Source organism: Myxococcus sp. CA039A (assembly GCF_013336645.1).
Taxonomy (GTDB): Bacteria; Myxococcota; Myxococcia; order Myxococcales; family Myxococcaceae; genus Myxococcus; species Myxococcus llanfairpwllgwyngyllgogerychwyrndrobwllllantysiliogogogochensis.
Genome location: NZ_JABUMQ010000264.1, coordinates 1 through 16,284, shown reverse-complemented (window position 1 = coordinate 16,284; position 16,284 = coordinate 1). Strand labels below are relative to the sequence as shown.

Below are 16,284 nucleotides of genomic sequence, written 5' to 3'. Positions count from 1 at the left end.
GGACAGGAAGGGGTGGATGAACTCGCGGGGCACGGAGGTGTTGAAGAAGACCGCTGGGACTCCATGGCCATGGGCCACCAGCGCCGTGTACGGGAGGAGGGTGTCGCAGACCACCAGGTCCGGTCGCACGCGCTCGAAGACTCCGTCGAGCGCGCCCTCCGCGATGGCCAGCAGCGCGGCGTCGACCCGGCGCGTGAGCGCGCGGAGCTGGCGCACGTGCCCCAGGAACCCGGAGGCCTGGAAGGGGTCGAAGCTGCCCTTGGGCAATTGCTCCTCGAGCACGGGGATGAACTCGCCCCCGCGGCGGGTCACCAGCTTCTGGCAGTCCAGGGGGCCCGCGTAGACCACGCGGTGGCCTCGCTGGCCCAGTGCCCGGGCGAGCTTCAGGGTGGGATTGATATGGCCATGGCCCGCGAAGGGCGCGAGGAGGATGGTCGCCATGAGGGGAGTCAGTCCTTGATGGCGGGGGTGCTCGCGAGGGCCGTTTCGGAGGCCTCGCGGAACCGCTCGAAGACGGCCTTCGCGCGCCGCAGCCGGCCCATCCAGTCCGCGGTGGGATGCAAGTCGAGCCGGGTGAAGAACGCATCGAAGCGCGCCTGGAACGCCAGCCTCTCGTCGCCGGGGGCGTCTTTCTGGAGCACCATCAGCGCGAGGAAATAGAGGCCGAAGAACCAGAACGCGGCCTCCCGGTGCCGCCCGGCATCGATCATCTCCTGGGTTCCCTCCAGGTAGGCGCGCCTCAGGTGCGCGCGAAGCTTGAAGCCGTACGGGATGTCGCCCCGCTTCACTTCAATCGCGCGGTCAAAGGCCTTCATGAAGTCCGCGTGGAAGTGCTCCACCTCCACTTTCGACAGGCTCGCGCTGCCCAGCAGCTCCAGCGATTCCTCGTGCAGGGCCCCGAGCCCCTGCCGCTCCAGCAACTCCCCCGAGAGGACGAAGCATTGGCGCACTGTGATGGGGCGCAGGTGTGACAGCGCCACGAGCCCCGACAGGTAGACCAGGGCGGCGTGGTAGTGCATGAGCATCAGCGGATACATCCCCGCCGCGCGGGCCTGGGTGGCCTGCTCCAGGTGCGTCAGGAAGGTGCGCTGGTGTGCCTCGCACCGGGCACGCACCCAGGGGCGCCGGGGGAACTCCACGGCGACGCGCTCGTGCAGCTTCTGGAAGGCGCCGGTCGGGTCCGACAGGATGACCCCCGCCGCGAGGTTGTCCGCGTGCTCCGGGGTCGCGACGATATCCTCGGCGCGCTGGAAGAGCTTCGCGTCCAGGCAGCCGCACTCCACGATGACCTCCTGGTGCACGAACTCCAGGGGCGGCATCCGGACCTCGTTCGCGTCCGTCGTGGCGATGACGATATCGACGTCACGCCACGGCGCGAAGGGCGCGTCCAGCGGCATGCGCGTCGAACTCCCCGCGACATAGGCGCCCAGGAAGCCTGGGATCCGGCTGCCTTCCGTATCGACCCAGTGCTTCGTCCGCTGGAGAGCTTCCCGTACGTTCATGGCGTTCTCGAGTGCGGGCCCGCGGCTCACGACATCCGCAGGATGCGCGCCACCTGCAGCGCGCGCGCGGGATCTCCGTTGACGGAGATCTTTCCCTGGCCGAACAGCGACTGGGCCTCGTTGGGGTCGTTGTAGAGCCGCTGGAAGTCGCTCTCCGAGAGTTCGAGCACCACGTCCGGGGTCTTCTGACGGCCCTCGAAGAGGGTCGGCTGCTGGCGCGACAGGTCCATGGTGAAGGTCCGCACGCCGCTCAGGCGCAGCTCGAACACCCCGCCGATACGCTTCGCCTCCTCGACGTTGCGCTCCAGCGCGGGCTTGATGCGCTCCAGCAGCAGCTTGTCCAGGGGCAGGTCCACGGACGTCCGCGTCGCCACCTTGAAGAAGATGCGGTCCTCCAGCACCAGCGCGTCCAGCGCGCAGCTGAGGAAGAACCGGATGGCCTCCTCGGGCGTCTCCACGATGGGCATGCCCTTGCGGTTGAAGGAGGTATTGAGCAGCACGGAGATGCCGGTGACCTCCTTGAACTGCTTCAGCAGCCGGTAGTACGCGGGGGACACGTCCTCGGTCACCGTCTGGATGCGCGCCGAGAAGTCCTGGTGCACGACGCTGGGGATGCGCGAGCGCCACTCCGGACGCACCGGCGCCACCATGACCATGTACGGGCTCTCGTAGTCGCAGTCGAAGTAGGTGGAGCAGTCCTCGCGCAGCACCGACGGCGCGAAGGGGCGGAAGTCCTCACGGAACTTCACCTTGCTGTTGATGAAGTCGCGCATGTGCGGCAGGCGCGGGTCCGCCAGGATGCTGCGGTGGCCGAGCGCCCGCGGACCGAGCTCCGAGCCCCCCTGGAACCAACCCACCACCTTGCCGTCCGCGAGCAGCTCCGCGGTGCGCCGGTACACGTCCTGCGCCGGCTCCTCCTTCAGCAGGTCGTCGTGGTTCTTGAGGGCCGCATCCACCTCGTCGCGGCGGTAGTGCCGGCCGAACGCCGAGGAGCCCGTGGCCTTCACCCGCTCGCGCTTGAGCACCTCCTGCCAGCCGTAATACGCGCAGCCCACCGCCAGCCCGTTGTCACCCGCCGCCGGCTGGATGAACATGTTCTTGAAGCGAGACTGCGTGCGGATGACGCGGTTGGCCACCGCGTTGAGCGCCACGCCTCCCGCGTACACGAGGTTGTCCGACGGCGCCTGCTCGTAGCGGTGGTTCACGACGTAGAGCAGGGCCCGCTCCACCTCACGCTGCAGCCACCACGCGAAGTCCGCGTGTGCCTGGAAGCCCTCCTTGAAGTCCGTCTTGTTGCGCGCCGGCCGCGTGAAGCGCTCCATCCAGTCGTAGCGCACGAAGACGCGACCGTCCTTCAGGTCGAAGATGGGGAAGTCGTGCTGGTTCGGGCGGCCAAACGGCGCAAGCCCCATCAGCTTCCCCGGGTCCTCGAAGCCCGCGAACACGTACACGCTCGCAGCCAGGTACATGCCTCCAATGGAGTGCATCGTGAAGTTGGGACGCATGGGGTACTGCTTGATGCCCATGCCGGCCTCGGAGAAGTCCTTGTAGACCGGGCGCATCCGGCCCTGCTCGTAGTGGTAATAGCTGTCCTTCTCGAAGTAGAGGTGCTCCAGTTCCTTGGCGGGCGTCACGCCCAGGGTGCACCCTTCACGGTCCAGGCAGTCATCGAAGGAATTGCCGCTGCCATCGATGATGAGCACCGAGGCTTCGTCGAACGGCGACGCGCAGATGGCGCTGAAGGCGTGCGCCAGGTGGTGGGAGATGGTGACGAGGGGGACGTTGGTTCCCTTCACCACCCGAGGCCCCTGGAACCAGTCGTCCGCCCCCACCAGCATGCCGAAGTTGTCGTTCTGCACGACCACGGCCACGTCGTCGATGGTGATGCCCTCGGCCTGCAGGCAGTAGCTCACCGCGTCCGAGTCGTTGCCACCGTCGTGCTTGCGCCGGGTGATGCGCTCCTTCTCGATGGCCACACAGATGCGCCCATCCTTGATGAGGCACGCCGAGCCGTCGTGAGAGAGACCCGTACCAAGGACGTAGGTGGACTTGACGTTTCGAGCCATTCCTGGATTCTCCGTTTAATACGCGCTGACGACTCAGTCGCACTGTATTGAAAAACCCGCCTAAGAGGAAAGAATCCCGCGTTCGGGTTGGCGATGACCTCAAGAACCTCGACGACCCCCTCGTCTTCGGTGGTGGCTCCGCGCCGCCCGATTGACGTCCCTGGAGAATCGCGAGCTCGGGCACCTTGAGGCGCTCCGGTCAACGCCAATAACATCCACAATCCGTCGCGCGTGGAGGGTGGGTTGCGTCTGGCTTTCTCGATGGGTTCATGTGCGGCCAGTTTTACTGGTCCGTTGAGATAAGCTGGTCTTCCTGGAGATTTGATCGGGGGCTCGAACCGCTGCTCCAACGCCTGCCCGTGTGATGGTCGCCGCACGTGCGGTTCCTCTGGCTGGTGCCAGGGGAGCGCGCGCCAGGTCCATCGCACGGGGGGCTGGACGGCACACGGCAGGCGCCCAGCCCTTCGCGGGTTCAGCATCCAGCCCTGGAGGGCTGGAGGATGCTGACTGCTGAACAGTCCGGGGTCGTCGAACGGCGTTTCGGGGTGGCGGGTCGCCCGAGCCAACCGCAGGTTGCGCGCTGTGCCGTCGCGTGCACACCTCCTGGCTCAGGCCTCCCTCGCCTGGGTCTTCACGTTCCCCGGAATTCCTGAATGAGTCCGCCGCAGAACTTCGACACCGGCATCCCCAGCCTCAACGTGCTCCTGGCGGGTGGGTTGCCTCCTCGCCAGTCCATCATCGTCACCGGGACGCCCGGCAGCGGCAAGACGGTGCTGTGCAGCCAGGTGGCCTTCGCGGCCGCGTCGCGGGGCATCCCCGTCGTGGTGGTCACCGTCACTTCCGAGCCTCATGACAAGCTGGTGGATGCGCTGTCCGGCTTCGCCTTCCACAAGCCCGAGGTGCTGGGCGACATGCTGTTCCTCATCAGCGCCTACTCGGCGCTGAAGCGGGGCGCCAAGGAAGCCAGGGACCTGCTCCTCCAGACGGTGCGAGAGCGCGGCGCCCGCCTGCTCTTCATCGACGGCCTGCGCTCCATCCGCGACCTGTGGCAGGACGAGGCGCGGTTGCGCGAGTTCCTCTACGAGCTGGGCCTCGGCCTGGCGGCGCTCAACTGCATTGGCATCTTCACCACGGAGTATCCGCTCCAGCGACTGATGGAACTGCCGGAGGCCACCACCATGGATGGCATCGTGGCGGTGTCCGTCCGGAGCCAGGGCGCGCTCCGCATGCGCCGGGTGGAGGTGGTGAAGCTGCGCGGTCGTCCACACCTGATGGGTGAGCACGTCATGCGCATCACCATGCAGGGCGTGGACTTCCTGCCTCGCCTGGAGGCGACGCTGCCTGCCGTGCCGGAGGCTCCTCTGGACCTCGAACGCAGGGGCTTCGGGCTTCCGGAGCTGGACACCTTGATGTACGGCGGCTTTCCGTCCAACAGCGCCACGTTGATCGCCGGGAGCATGGGCATCGGCAAGACGCTGATGGCGTCGTACTTCGCGCTGGACGGCGCTCGCCGTGGGGAGAAGGCGCTCTTCGTCTCGTTCTTCGACTCACCCGAGCGCGTGCTCGCCCGCGCGCTGCGGGTGGGGCTGGACATGCGGCCCGCGTACGAGTCCGGGATGCTGGAAATCATCAACGAGCTGCCCGCGGAAGCCGAGGCAGACGTCCTTGTCCGCCGCATCCTCCAGCGCATCGAGGAGCGGGGCGTGAAGCGCGTCGTCCTGGATGGGCTGGCGGAGCTGGAGCAGTCCATCATGGAGGGCGAGCGACGCCGCGCCTTCCTGGCATCCCTGTCGCTGCGCCTGCGGCAACTGGGGGTGACGTCGTTGTTCACCCGCGAGGTCTCCAAGGTCGTGGGCACCGAGCTGGATTTCAGCGATTCGCCCGTGGCCATGCTGGCGGAGAACGTGCTGCTCCTGCGCTTCGTGGAGCTGCACGGCCGCCTGCACCGGATCCTCTCCATCCTGAAGATGCGCGACAGCAAGTACGACAGCACCGTGCGCGAGTTCGAGGTGGCCGATACGGGCCTGCGGGTGCTCGCCCCCATGCGTTCCTCTCAGGGATTGCTCACGGGTCAGGCCCGTCCGGTGGGAACCACCATCGGTGGGAGCACGACATGAGCCTGATCCTCATCGCCGAGGACGAAGAGGCGCTCCTGGAAGTGTTCTCCGAGGTGCTCGAGGACCTGGGCCACCGCGTCGTGCGAGCAAGCAATGGCGAGGAGGCCCTGATGCTCGCGCGCACGGAGCCTCCGGATCTGGTCATCAGCGACCACATGATGCCCCGGCGCACGGGGATGCAGTTGTTCTATGCGATGCGCTCGGAGCCCGCCCTGGCGCACGTGCCTTTCGTGCTCCTCAGCGCGGCGCGCCCAACCGGTCGCGAAGAGGCGGAGACGTTCCTGGCCAAGCCGGTGGACCTGGCCACATTCGAGAAGACCGTCAGCGCCGCGCTGGCCCGTCACGAACGGGCCATTCCGGACACACCTCCGCCTTCGCGCGATTCCGCCACCTCCTTGGGAGCGGCGCGCGAGGAGATGCTCAACTGGGTCGCTCATGAGCTGAAGACGCCGCTGAGCTCCGCGCGCCTCAACGTCCAGCTCCTGCTTCGCAAGCTGCTCAAGCGTGGCGCCCCCGAAGACGAGCAACGCTCCGCGGAGTCGGTGATGCGCCAGCTCGACCAGATGAACGGGTTGGTGACCTCCATCCTGGACGCCTCGCGACTGGTGGATGGGAAGCTGGAGCTCCAGCGCGTGCCCGCGCCCCTGGTTCCCTTCCTCCAGGAAGTCATCCAGGACTGGGCCGAGGCCCAGCCGGAGGTGACCTTCCGGCTGGAGGCGCAGGAGCCTTCGGAGCAGGTGTTCTTCGACGCGGAACGGACGCGGCAGATCCTCAACAACCTGCTGTCCAATGCGGTGAAGTATCGCGGCACCTCTCGCGAGGTGGACATCCGGACGGCGTTGGATCCGGGCGCGGTCCTCATCCATGTGCGAGACAAGGGCGTGGGAATCCCGGCCGCCTCGCTGCCCCACGTCTTCGATCGCTTCCGGAGAGCGGACAGCCAACAGGGGAGGGGCCATGGACTGGGCTTGTTCATCGCCTCGTCGCTCGCCCGGCTTCACGGTGGCTCGCTGGCCGCCCGCTCCCAGATGGGCGAAGGCTCCACCTTCACCCTCCGACTGCCCCTCCGCTCCTGAAGAAGGGGGCCGGGACGCGCTCCCGGCCCTCCTCCCGAGGGCTACTGCTGACGGCCTTCGATGGCGCACATCAGGACCGCCGCGGCGATGCCGAGCCGCCGGTCGAGCAGGTTCCGGTCGTCCATCGAGAAGTCCAGGTCGATCTTCTGGATGAACGGGTTGAAGCGCTGGTGGAAGGCGAGGACCTTCGTCTCGCCCAGCTTCCCGGAGAAGGACTGCGGCACCAGGTTGGTGAGGAAGCGGCGCACCAGCGCCAGCATCATGCTGTCCTCTTCAATCTTCCCCGTCTCCTGGTCGTTCGCGTCCAGCACCAGCCACTGGTCTCGGAGGATGGAGCGCAGGCCCTTGCGGCGCAGCGCGCCCACGCGCTCTCCCGTGGCGGCGTCCGTCACGTCGTACGTCATGCCGAAGTCGAGGATGCCGCGCGCCTTGATGGTGAGCAGCTCCTCACGCATCTCCTCATCTCCGTAGATGCGCAGGTCCTCCTTCAGCTTGAAGGCCTTCATCTTCGAGTAGAACGCGAGGTTGCCCACCTCGTCGTAGATGTGGAAGGCGCCGCCGAACAGCTTGAAGAACTTCCGGCGAATCATGTAGCGCGTCTGACCAAAGCGGCCAGCGGCCAGGGAGCTGGGGGAACGGGTCTGGAGTGCGGATGACATGGCCCCCCCATAGCAAAATCCGCGTCCCGCAGCCGCCCCAAGGGGCCGCCGGTTCCGTGGGCCGGGTCGCGCTCTCCCGGCCAGACTCGGATATGCTCGGGTTGTTACCAGCCCGTGATACAGCGGGGCTTGGATACTCGCCCGTTCAGACGGAGGCATGCTCTTGATCACCTCGATTCCTCGCCGGGTCGTCACCACGACCCAGACGGACGCCACGAAGCCTCTGGCGCCTGAAGCACCGGCGACGCCCCCAGCCCCCGCGCCCTATTTCCAGGACGGCCTGGAGGCCGCCCGGCCCAGCCCCGTGAATCTCACCGGCCTGGGGACGAAGTCGGCGGTCGCGGAGCCCGCGAGCGTGGTGGCCGCTCCGCCTTCCTCGAGCGGCTCGGCGCCCGTCGGTCCGGAGCTGCTGCACCTCGATGCGGGCTGGACGCCCCAGGGCCAGGGCTACGACGCCAAACGCGATGAAGTGCTCACGACGTACTACTCCGACGAGCACGACGTGCTGCTGTCCGTGCAGGACAAGGGCTCGGGCAGCGAGTCGCTCCAGGTGCAGCTCGGTGGGCTCGACCCCAAGCACCCCGAAGAGGGAAAGCCCACGCACGGCGGTGGTGTCTCGACCGACGGCGAGTTCGTCTACGTCTCCGACACCCGGGGCATCTACGTCTACACGCGCGAGGAACTGGAGCGCGCGGCGAAGACGGGGACCGTGGCCCAGGCCTCCCAGGTGATGGAGGTCCCATTCCCCGAGGGAGTGAAGGACCCTGCCACTGGCATGGACCTGGTCTCCGCTGGCAGCTACATGACGGTGAAGGACGGCTACGCGTACATCGGCAGCTACAGCAAGGACGGCGATGGCAAGGCGGGCGCTGTCTGGCGTTACAAGATCGACGAGGAGACCGGCTCCCTCATCGAGGACTCACGCCAGGGACCCATCCGTGCGCCGGACCGCGCCCAGGGCATGACGGTGGTCGACGGCGCCCTGCTGTTCACCACGGGCGACCAGAAGCTCGTCTACCAGCCGTTCGAGGCGAGCGCGGACTCCTTCACGGCGAACATCGATAACCGGGTGGATATCAGCAATGGGCTCATCGACCCCTACGCCCAGGGCGTGAACATCATCGATGGCGAGCTGTGGGTGACGTACGAGAGCGGCTCCGAGAAGTATCGCGACAAGCTCAACCCCAAGTACGAGCCTCGCGAACACATCCAGCGAATCCCGCTGGAGGACCTGGACCTCGCCGCGGCCTGCGTCACGCCGGAGCAGCTCGAAGGCTGAGCCTGCTCAGGCTCCCGTGGTGGGGTGCGACGCACCACGGGAGTCGAGGCACCCTTCAAGTCAGGGTGTCTTTCGCATCCGGTTCTTCTGCGGGCTGCCCGCCGCCATGGCCTTCGTCACGCGGGAATAGGCAGACACGTAGGGCTGAAGGACGGTGCGCGGCCAGCGCCCTGGAATCCACAGGTAGCTGAAGAGTGGATGTCTTCGCGCGCCTCTCCGTCGCTTCGTCTCGTAGGCGCTGGGCCCGAGCCAGAGCTTCCGGGCGCCCAGCTCGTAGGCCCGGCGCAGCGGCTCATAGAAGCCGAGGTTGAAGTACAGCGGTGTCTCCGATGCACCCGCCTCGGCGCGACCGACGCGGTAGAACCACACCTCGTCGTGCTTCTGCAGCAGCAGGGAGAACCCGATGGGCTCTCCGCCCTGGTAGCCCACCACGGCCTCGGCTTCGGGTGAGACGTGCTGCTCGATGGCGGACCAGAACGCGGGCGGGTGGCGGATGTGCTCGCTGCCGTACTTCGAATACGTCACCTCGTAGAACCGCTCGAGCAACTCGCCCATCTCACCCATGCGCGAGACACGCTCGAAGCTCACGCCCGCGTCTCGAACGTGCGCCATCTCCTTCTTGAGGAACCTCCGCGCGTCGCTCTTGAACTGGCCCAGATAGGCGTCGAGGCTCTCACCCGGCGGCACGTCGATGACGTTGTCGTCGTAGATGAAGACTTCCTGGAAGGACGCTGAGTTGAGCGCCTCTCGGAGCGCCGCATCGTCTCCATCCACTCCGTAGAAGTAGAGGGGGAGTCGCTCACTCGTCGCCAGCTCCCGCAGCCCCTGGAGGATGAGCTCGCGGGCCTGGCGCGCGAGTTCAGGCGACTGGGGCGAGCAGATGATGCCGCTGCGCATGCTGAGGGGGCTGGTGACGAACACGCCTCCATCGATGCCAGCCCCCGTGAGCCGCGCCAGCGAGTGGTAGAGGTCCGCCACCGTGACGGCCACCCGGCTCAGCCCCCCTGCGTTGGCGAAGCCTTTCTTCCAACTGCTGAAGAAGAACTTCTCCAGCGCGTAGGGGGTGTAGATGTTCTGGCTGCGGGTGATGAAACACGGCGCCAGCGCGACGGGGACCTCGCCCTGGCTGACAATGGCATAGCGAAGCGACAGCTCGCCCCGGACCATGAAGGGGAGGTCGACCGCGTCCAACATCCTGAGCCAGCGCCGGCCGAAGAACACACTCGACTCGGACGTGAGGACGTCCAGCGCCTCATCACTCAGGTGGCGGACGGAGTCATGAAACTTCAGGGTCAGCGTCATGGCCGGAGGGCTTCGGGTGCCAGGATGATTCCGCTCAGCCGTTGAGGAGCTGGACGGGCGGGTTTCGCTTGGGAGAAGCGATGTAGCGCGCGAGGTTGGGACGCTGTCTCATCCGCTCGAAAAACGAGCGCAGGCGCGGGTAGCTGTTCTCCAGCACCTCCATGAGCCCGTTGTCGACGAGCAGCTCCAGGAAGCCGAAGACGCTGGTGTCCGCCACGCTCACCGCGGTGCCGACGAAGAAGCCCTCGCCGCTGCCGTTGTTCCCAATCACGCGCTCGAAGTGGCCGAGCCACTGGGGCAGCTCCTCGCCCAGGATGATGGGGAGCTGCTCGGACAGGTCGTCCGGGCTGAGCGAAGTCAGGCTGCGCGCGCGCGCCGTCACTTCCTCGACGCCTTCGATGATCATGTCGCAGGCGGCGCTCTCACGCGGGTTCGCGCCATAGAGGCCCCGGGTGCGCGCGACGTGACGCAGGATGGCCAGGCTCTGCACGACGCGGAAGCCGTCCGGCTCCTCCCACAAGGGCACCTTGTCGAAGGCCAGCTTTCCGGCGCGCTTCAGCTCCTCGAAGGGAGGCGTCTTCTCCTTCGCCTTTACGTCGAACTTGCCCAGGTCGATGTCCTCGTACTCCGTGCCGGACTCGGCGAGCACCAGGCGGATCTTCTCCGCGACACCTCGACCCGTGAAATACGAAAGACGCGGCAATGATGATGATTGATCGCTCATACAGGGAACGCCGTTGAGAGGGACGGGCTGTATACTAGAGTAGGCGGACAATCCGGAAGGGGCAGACTTCCTTGACCGCTGTACCCGAGCCTCTGGAATCCTCGATGTCCGCTTCACCCTTGCTTGTCCCGCTTGCTCCTGGAATGGCGCTGTGGCCCTGGGCCGCGCTGCGCGGCGCCGGTTTTCCCGCCGAGGATGTGCTCCGGCTCGCGGCACCGAGCGCCGCCGCCGCCGCGGAGGCCTGGCTCGCAACGGGGGCTGAAACACCCGGGGACACACTGCGTGCCGCATTCGACGCGGATTTGCTGAATATCAGCGCCGCGCTGCGCTCCCTGGCGGGTGAGACGCGACTGCGCGAGGCCCTGCTCTGGCAGAACCGTCACGCGTACAAGACGGGCGTCGAGCCACTCGCGGCGCTTCCCGCCACCGCGCGCAACAGCAAGGCCCGGCAACGCGAGCGGCTGGTCGCTTCCTACGTTCAGCGTTACAGCACCAAGAATGACACCATCGGGTTCTTCGGTCCGGTGGGTTGGGCGCGGCTGACGCAGTCGAGTGACGCCTTGCGTTTGTCGCCGGGGCAGCAGCTCGTCTCCCGGCGCGCCGTCTACTTCGAGGCGTGGTGCATGGACACGCTCGGCGCCGCGCTGGTCCAGGACGCGACCCTGCGACGTTGGGCGCCGCCTCGGCTGTTGCCGTATTTCCGCCTGGAGGGCCAGGTGCTGCATGGCCCCATGCCCACGCCCGTGGAGCTGTTGCCGTCGCAGGCGCTGTTGCTCGCGCGGTGTGATGGCACGGTCAGCGCAGTGGCCATCGCGGAGGCGCTCACGCGCGGCGCCGAGCCCGCCTTCGCGAACGTGGACGAGGTCTACGACGCGCTGGACCAGGCGAGCGGGATGGGAGTGCTGGCCTGGGGTTGGGACGTGCCGCTGCTGGTGCGCCCGGAGATGGTGCTGCGCGGCGCGCTGATGGCGATTCCCGATGAGGATGCTCGGGCGCGCGCGCTGGCCCCATTGGACCGACTGGAGCACGCGCGTGCCGCCGTCGAGGCCGCGGCCGGCTCACCCGAGGCGCTGGACGGAGCGCTCGCGGAGCTGGAGGGCGTGTTCAAGGAAGTCACGGGCGCGCTCCCGACGCGCGCCGCGGGCAAGACGTACGCCTCGCGCACGCTCATCTACGAGGACTGCGTGAGGGATGGATCGCTGGAGCTGGGTGCTCCGCTGCTCGCGCGACTCGGACCCGTGTTGGAGCTGCTGCTGACGGGGGCTCGCTGGCTGGTGGGCGAGGTGACCCGTCGCACGGGCGTGGGCTTGGAGGCGCTGTTCGACAAGCTGTCCCAGGGAGGCGCGACGGTGGAGCTCACCACGCTCCAGCTCGCCTTCGTCGAGGGCATTCAAGATCCGGCGTCCGCGACGGAGCTGATGCCCATCCAGGAGATTGTCACCGAGCACCGTCGTCGCTGGCGTGAGCTCTTCGCCCTGGAACCGGGTGTCCGTCGTCAGACGCGCACCGTCGAGGCACTGCGTCCCCTGGTGCGAGAGAGCTTCGTCACGAGCGGAGCGGGGTGGAAGCGCCGCTGGCATGCGTCGCCGGACGTGATGATCGACGCGGCGAGCGACGAGGCGGTCCGCGCCGGGGACTACCAACTGGTCCTGGGTGAGCTGCACCTGTGCAACAGCATCTCCTCGCTCTTCGTGGAGCAGCACCCCGCGCCCGCGGAGCTCTTCGCGCTCGCGGAGCGGTGTGCCACCGAGGCGGACATCGTCCCGGTGTTTCCCAAGTCCGAGTGGAGCCAGCGGACGCTGCCGTGCCTGTTCCCCAGAGGCAGCCTCCACTACCTCTCCGGGCAGGAGCCGTCGCCGAATCCTGGCGCTCGCGCCCTGCGCGTGGGGGACCTGGTGGTGGAGCGTCGCGACGGCGCGCTGGAGGTTGTCGACCGCGTGAGCGGGCGCCGCTTCGGGTTGATGGACTTCCTGGCCGTCTATCTGGAGCACCGCTGCGCGAGCGCCTTCGACCTGGCGCTGGGCGAGGACTACTCGCCGCGACTGACGGTGGATGGTGTCATCGTCGCCCGCGAGCGCTGGAGCGTGCCGGCGGCGAGCCTGGGCTTCGCCAGTGTCACGGAGGCGCTGGAGCAGTGGCTCGAGGCCCGGCGCTGGCAGCGCGGACTCGGCATCCCTCGCTTCGCGTTCTTCAAGGTGGAGACGGAGCGCAAGCCCTGCTTCGTGGACTTCGACAGCCCGCTCCTGGTGGAGATGATGGCCAAGCTGGTGCGACGCGCGCTGGAGGAAGCTCCGTCCTCGCGGGTCAGCTTCTCGGAGATGGTGCCGGACCCGGACCACCTCTGGCTCACGGATGCGGCCCAGCACCGATATACGAGCGAGCTTCGCGTGGTCTGCGAGCTGTCTTGAGCGACTCCCACGCAGTCGACGTGGTTCACCTCTACTCATGAAGGAGCAGTACGGCATGCGCGCGCCCGAGCCGATTCCCGGCGGAAAGTTGCCTCCCGACATCAAGGCGTTGCACGGGGGGCTGTCCTCCGCGGCCGCGGAGTTCCTCGACTTCGCCGAGCGCGTCCCGGAGGCCGTCGCGCGGCACAGTTTCTCGCCGAGCGAGGCGTCACCGCTCTTTCCCTACCAACTGCACGCCTGGCCCCTGTTCATCGACGCCACGGCGGTGGTGGCGATGCGGGAGATGGCCACGAAGCTGTGCCGACTCATCAAATGCGCGCCACGGCGACTGCTCCGGGACGCCGCCAGCGCGGCGGCCTGGTACGGGCTCTCCCAGGAGCGCGCCAGCGAGGCGCTGGACTGCCTCGCGCGCACGGACGACGCGCGTGGCGCCATCAGCCGCGGTGACTTCATCCACGATGGCACCTCCCTGAAGTGCCTGGAGTTCAACCTGACGGCGGGGGTCGGCGGCTGGGAGACGGCCTTCCTCGTCCAGCAGGTCATGTCGCAGCCCGCGATGCACCGCTTCGCCACCGAGCAGGGGCTGCGCATCCGTCAGCCCCATACCCTGCGCGCCTTCTTCACCAACATCGTGGACTGCGTGCGCCGCGACACCGAGTGGGAGGGCGAGTGCAACATCGCCATCCTCTTCCCCCCGAGCGGTCTTCCGGGGCCGGCGCTCGCGGAGCAGGCGTGCCGACTCTTCACCAGCCAGCTCATGGAGATCCTCCGCCCGGAGGGCGCGCGGGGCGAGGTCTTCATGACCACCTACGGCGCGGTGAAGAGCGCCGAGGGACACCGCCTCACCACCCAGGGCAAGCGGCTGCACGCGGTGGTCGAGTACGAGGCCCGGGATCGTCTCCTGATGGCGGGCCCGGAGTTCATCGAAAACGCGCGGGCCGCCACTTCCGCTCGCTCAATCAGCCTCTTCAACGGTCCCGCTCAGGACGTGCTCGACGACAAGCGCAACCTCGCGCTCCTGTCGGAGCGTGTGACGTCCTCCGCGCTGTCCGCCGAGGAGCAGGCGCTGGTGCGCACCCACGTGCCCTGGTCTCGCCGTGTCGAGCGGGCCGATGTCGAGCGCGGGGGAGAGCGCGTCTTCCTTCCGGAGCTGCTGTCCTCCCGGCGCGAGGAGCTGGTGCTCAAGGCGGGGCGGGACTTTGGCGGCGCCTCGGTGTTGCTCGGGGAGTCGACGCCCGCGCCCGCGTGGGACGAAGCCGCGCGCAAGGCGCTCGATGAGGGCGGCTGGGTGGTGCAGGAGCGGGTGCGGTCCGCGCCCTTCCACTACTTGGGACCCGACGGTGGGGTGCTGCCTCACAGCGTCATCTGGGGACTCTTCGTCCTCGGTGAAACCTACGGCGGCCACTCGCTGCGCCTGTGCCCCATGGGAAAGGGCACAGGCGTCGTCAATGTCTCGCAGGGCGCGATGTTCGCCGCCCTCATCGACTTGGAGTGAGCCGCCGGCTCCGCGTCACTGCTCGCGGTACTCGCGACCGAGCGTCTGCTGCTTGCGCATCTTCTTCATCGCGCTCACCGCGATGGAGGGGATGAGCTTGGGGCCGATGCGCGCCAGCATGGACCAGGTCCACCACCAGTAGTTGGTGGCGATGGCGTCCTCCACCGTGTACACGCGGTGCCACCAGCCATAGGGCAGGTAGAGGATCTCCCCGGCCTCCAGGACGAAGTCATAGTCCGGGACCTTGCCCGCGGGCAGCTCGTCCGGCTTGCCTCCGTGCGGTGTCAGGTCATGCGCGCTCATCACCGACCAGGGGTGGCTGAGCTTCGCCGGCCGCAGCTCCGCGTCCCGTGACGGCGCGTACAGCTGCCACTGCTTGCGGCCCACCATGACGGCGTGCAGGTTGTGCGCGCGGTCGAAGTGGAGCTGGGTGAAGGTGCCCTTCGGCCCCATGAAGAAGAGCTGCTCGGTGAGGCGCCGCTGCACGGCGTACTCGTCGAAGCGCACGTCGCGGTGCAGGGCGGGGAGGGTGCGGAACAAGTCGTTGCCAATGAGGTAGCCCGGCGTCTCCTCGCCGTCCTTCACCTTCAGCGAGGCGACGTAGTCGCGCATCGTCATCTTCCGCACGCGGCCCACGCGCTCCACATCGCCCGCGGGGCGTGCGTTGTAGCGCAGCCACTCCACCGGGACGCTCACGTCGCCGTACTGCTGGATGAACCAGTCGAAGGTCCACCGCTCGGCGGCGGGCCAGCCCTTCATGGCATCCGTGAAGATGATGGGCTTGTTGTTGGCTTCGAGGCCTTCGTAGAAAGCCCGACGGTTGTCGAGCGGCATGCGCTCGGGGACCTGGGGCCCGACATCCTTCTGCACGGTGGCGGTGCTCATGACAGCTCTCCTGGGTGGCGCGTCACGCCGCGTTTTCTTCGGCCTGGGCCTTGGGGCCCTCGCGCGTCAGTCGCTCGAAGTTGTTGTCGATGCCGTGGCGCACGTCCGCCAGCATGTGGATCTCGAACTCCTGGAACGCGAACGACGGCCACGCGCGCAGCAGCGTCAGCAGCGTCTCGTGCGAGTCGGCGTTGATGATACAGAGGCCCATCTTCGGGAGGACGTAGTAGGCACAGTCCATGGTGCCGTCCTGGAGGCGGGCGCCCACCCACTCGCGGACGGAGCGGTTGAGGGCGATGGGGTCCGGGGGCACGGGGCCCGAGGTGCGGTCCTTGACGTAGATGAGGTACTTCATCGGGGCAGCTCCTTTGGGGAGGGTCAGCGTGAAGGCGCGGGCCGCGACTTCGCGAGGCTCCGGCGCATGTTCTGCAGCAGGCCGCGAGGCGTCTGCCGCAGGAAGAAGTGGTCGCCCAGGAACGTCTGGGTGAAGAACGTCCCGGAGGTGAGCTGGCGCCAGGCCTCCGTCGCGTCCTCGGGGACGTAGTCGTCGAAGCCTCGGAAGGCGGACAGCGGACAGGCCAGGGCGGGGCCCGGCTTCCACGTGTAGCCCTCGCACACGGCGGTGTCCGCCAGCAGGGTGGTGCGAATCAGCTTCAGCAGCTCTTCCGCCATGTCGCCCGAGACGGAGATGGCCTCGCCCATGCGCCGGGCCTCGGCCGCGTCGATGTCGTGGGTGATCGCCGTGGGCGGGTGGGCCTTCAGCGTCTGGGG

The 16,284-nt window shown here is 67.6% G+C and carries 15 protein-coding genes; 6 read left to right on the top strand and 9 right to left on the bottom strand.

The window, feature by feature from the left end; genetic code table 11:
- The 3 genes from HR086_RS34115 to HR086_RS34105 form a co-directional block, all read right to left on the bottom strand.
- A partial coding sequence (locus tag HR086_RS34115; protein WP_217442058.1) for a hypothetical protein occupies nucleotides 1–441 on the bottom strand: 441 nt, incomplete at its 3' end.
- Between the two features lie 8 nt (nucleotides 442–449).
- Entirely contained in the window at nucleotides 450–1,502 is a 1,053-nt protein-coding gene (locus HR086_RS34110) for a hypothetical protein (RefSeq protein ID WP_174467723.1), read from the bottom strand.
- A 26-nt stretch (nucleotides 1,503–1,528) separates the two neighbouring features.
- The gene (locus HR086_RS34105) at nucleotides 1,529–3,568 is read right to left on the bottom strand and encodes a carbamoyltransferase C-terminal domain-containing protein (protein WP_174467722.1); all 2,040 of its coding nucleotides are present in this window, start codon (nucleotides 3,566–3,568) and stop codon (nucleotides 1,529–1,531) included.
- A 321-nt stretch (nucleotides 3,569–3,889) separates the two neighbouring features.
- Between HR086_RS34105 and HR086_RS49835 the strand changes: the two genes are divergently transcribed.
- The 3 genes from HR086_RS49835 (at nucleotide 3,890) to HR086_RS34095 (ending at nucleotide 6,761) form a co-directional block, all read left to right on the top strand.
- Nucleotides 3,890–4,075: a hypothetical protein gene (locus HR086_RS49835; RefSeq protein ID WP_368773764.1), complete on the top strand. Its 186-nt coding sequence runs from the start codon at nucleotides 3,890–3,892 to the stop codon at nucleotides 4,073–4,075.
- A 146-nt stretch (nucleotides 4,076–4,221) separates the two neighbouring features.
- Nucleotides 4,222–5,685, top strand: coding sequence for an ATPase domain-containing protein (locus HR086_RS34100; RefSeq protein ID WP_174455405.1), 1,464 nt, complete (start codon nucleotides 4,222–4,224; stop codon nucleotides 5,683–5,685).
- Nucleotides 5,682–6,761 (top strand): hybrid sensor histidine kinase/response regulator, encoded by a 1,080-nt coding sequence (locus HR086_RS34095; RefSeq protein WP_174467721.1) that lies wholly within the window; start codon nucleotides 5,682–5,684, stop codon nucleotides 6,759–6,761. The genes HR086_RS34100 and HR086_RS34095 overlap by 4 nt, the downstream gene beginning before the upstream one ends.
- Before the next feature lie 41 nt (nucleotides 6,762–6,802).
- Here the strand turns inward: HR086_RS34095 and HR086_RS34090 are convergent, their stop codons facing one another.
- Entirely contained in the window at nucleotides 6,803–7,420 is a 618-nt protein-coding gene (locus tag HR086_RS34090) for a hypothetical protein (protein WP_141640640.1), read from the bottom strand.
- Nucleotides 7,421–7,577: 157 nt separating this feature from the next.
- Between HR086_RS34090 and HR086_RS34085 the strand changes: the two genes are divergently transcribed.
- On the top strand, nucleotides 7,578–8,699 hold the full coding sequence (locus HR086_RS34085) for a hypothetical protein (RefSeq protein WP_254626580.1): 1,122 nt from the start codon (nucleotides 7,578–7,580) through the stop codon (nucleotides 8,697–8,699).
- 60 nt (nucleotides 8,700–8,759) lie between these two features.
- Here HR086_RS34085 and HR086_RS34080 read toward each other — a convergent pair whose 3' ends face one another.
- Complete coding sequence (locus HR086_RS34080) at nucleotides 8,760–10,001, bottom strand: GNAT family N-acetyltransferase (protein ID WP_141640641.1); 1,242 nt, start codon at nucleotides 9,999–10,001, stop codon at nucleotides 8,760–8,762.
- Nucleotides 10,002–10,035: 34 nt separating this feature from the next.
- Nucleotides 10,036–10,725, bottom strand: coding sequence for a glutathione S-transferase (locus HR086_RS34075; RefSeq protein WP_141640642.1), 690 nt, complete (start codon nucleotides 10,723–10,725; stop codon nucleotides 10,036–10,038).
- A gap of 104 nt (nucleotides 10,726–10,829) precedes the next feature.
- Here HR086_RS34075 and HR086_RS34070 point away from each other — a divergent pair, with 104 nt between their 5' ends.
- Together HR086_RS34070 and HR086_RS34065 are read left to right on the top strand one after the other, a co-directional pair.
- Nucleotides 10,830–13,133 (top strand): lantibiotic dehydratase, encoded by a 2,304-nt coding sequence (locus HR086_RS34070; RefSeq protein WP_254626579.1) that lies wholly within the window; start codon nucleotides 10,830–10,832, stop codon nucleotides 13,131–13,133.
- Nucleotides 13,134–13,170: 37 nt separating this feature from the next.
- Nucleotides 13,171–14,628 (top strand): hypothetical protein, encoded by a 1,458-nt coding sequence (locus HR086_RS34065; protein WP_254626578.1) that lies wholly within the window; start codon nucleotides 13,171–13,173, stop codon nucleotides 14,626–14,628.
- A gap of 15 nt (nucleotides 14,629–14,643) precedes the next feature.
- Here the strand turns inward: HR086_RS34065 and HR086_RS34060 are convergent, their stop codons facing one another.
- From HR086_RS34060 to HR086_RS34050, 3 genes are all read right to left on the bottom strand, one after another.
- A complete protein-coding gene (locus HR086_RS34060) occupies nucleotides 14,644–15,513 on the bottom strand; it encodes a cupin-like domain-containing protein (RefSeq protein ID WP_141640643.1) in 870 nt (289 codons plus the stop codon).
- 22 nt (nucleotides 15,514–15,535) lie between these two features.
- The gene (locus HR086_RS34055; RefSeq protein ID WP_141640644.1) at nucleotides 15,536–15,868 is read right to left on the bottom strand and encodes a hypothetical protein; all 333 of its coding nucleotides are present in this window, start codon (nucleotides 15,866–15,868) and stop codon (nucleotides 15,536–15,538) included.
- A gap of 23 nt (nucleotides 15,869–15,891) precedes the next feature.
- Nucleotides 15,892–16,284 (bottom strand): thioesterase II family protein (locus tag HR086_RS34050; RefSeq protein WP_373564389.1); only part of this gene is annotated, 393 nt, incomplete at its 5' end.

What these genes read in the sequence shown, in the direction of transcription:
- HR086_RS34070 (WP_254626579.1), top strand. Translation starts at nt 10,830, where the DNA reads ATGTCCGCTTCACCCTTGCTTGTCCCGCTTGCTCCTGGAATGGCGCTG.
- HR086_RS34090 (WP_141640640.1), bottom strand. Translation starts at nt 7,420, where the DNA reads ATGTCATCCGCACTCCAGACCCGTTCCCCCAGCTCCCTGGCCGCTGGC.
- HR086_RS34105 (WP_174467722.1), bottom strand. Translation starts at nt 3,568, where the DNA reads ATGGCTCGAAACGTCAAGTCCACCTACGTCCTTGGTACGGGTCTCTCT.
- HR086_RS34055 (WP_141640644.1), bottom strand. Translation starts at nt 15,868, where the DNA reads ATGAAGTACCTCATCTACGTCAAGGACCGCACCTCGGGCCCCGTGCCC.
- HR086_RS34080 (WP_141640641.1), bottom strand. Translation starts at nt 10,001, where the DNA reads ATGACGCTGACCCTGAAGTTTCATGACTCCGTCCGCCACCTGAGTGAT.
- HR086_RS34075 (WP_141640642.1), bottom strand. Translation starts at nt 10,725, where the DNA reads ATGAGCGATCAATCATCATCATTGCCGCGTCTTTCGTATTTCACGGGT.
- HR086_RS34060 (WP_141640643.1), bottom strand. Translation starts at nt 15,513, where the DNA reads ATGAGCACCGCCACCGTGCAGAAGGATGTCGGGCCCCAGGTCCCCGAG.
- HR086_RS34085 (WP_254626580.1), top strand. Translation starts at nt 7,578, where the DNA reads ATGCTCTTGATCACCTCGATTCCTCGCCGGGTCGTCACCACGACCCAG.
- HR086_RS34065 (WP_254626578.1), top strand. Translation starts at nt 13,171, where the DNA reads ATGAAGGAGCAGTACGGCATGCGCGCGCCCGAGCCGATTCCCGGCGGA.
- HR086_RS34100 (WP_174455405.1), top strand. Translation starts at nt 4,222, where the DNA reads ATGAGTCCGCCGCAGAACTTCGACACCGGCATCCCCAGCCTCAACGTG.
- HR086_RS34095 (WP_174467721.1), top strand. Translation starts at nt 5,682, where the DNA reads ATGAGCCTGATCCTCATCGCCGAGGACGAAGAGGCGCTCCTGGAAGTG.
- HR086_RS34110 (WP_174467723.1), bottom strand. Translation starts at nt 1,502, where the DNA reads ATGAACGTACGGGAAGCTCTCCAGCGGACGAAGCACTGGGTCGATACG.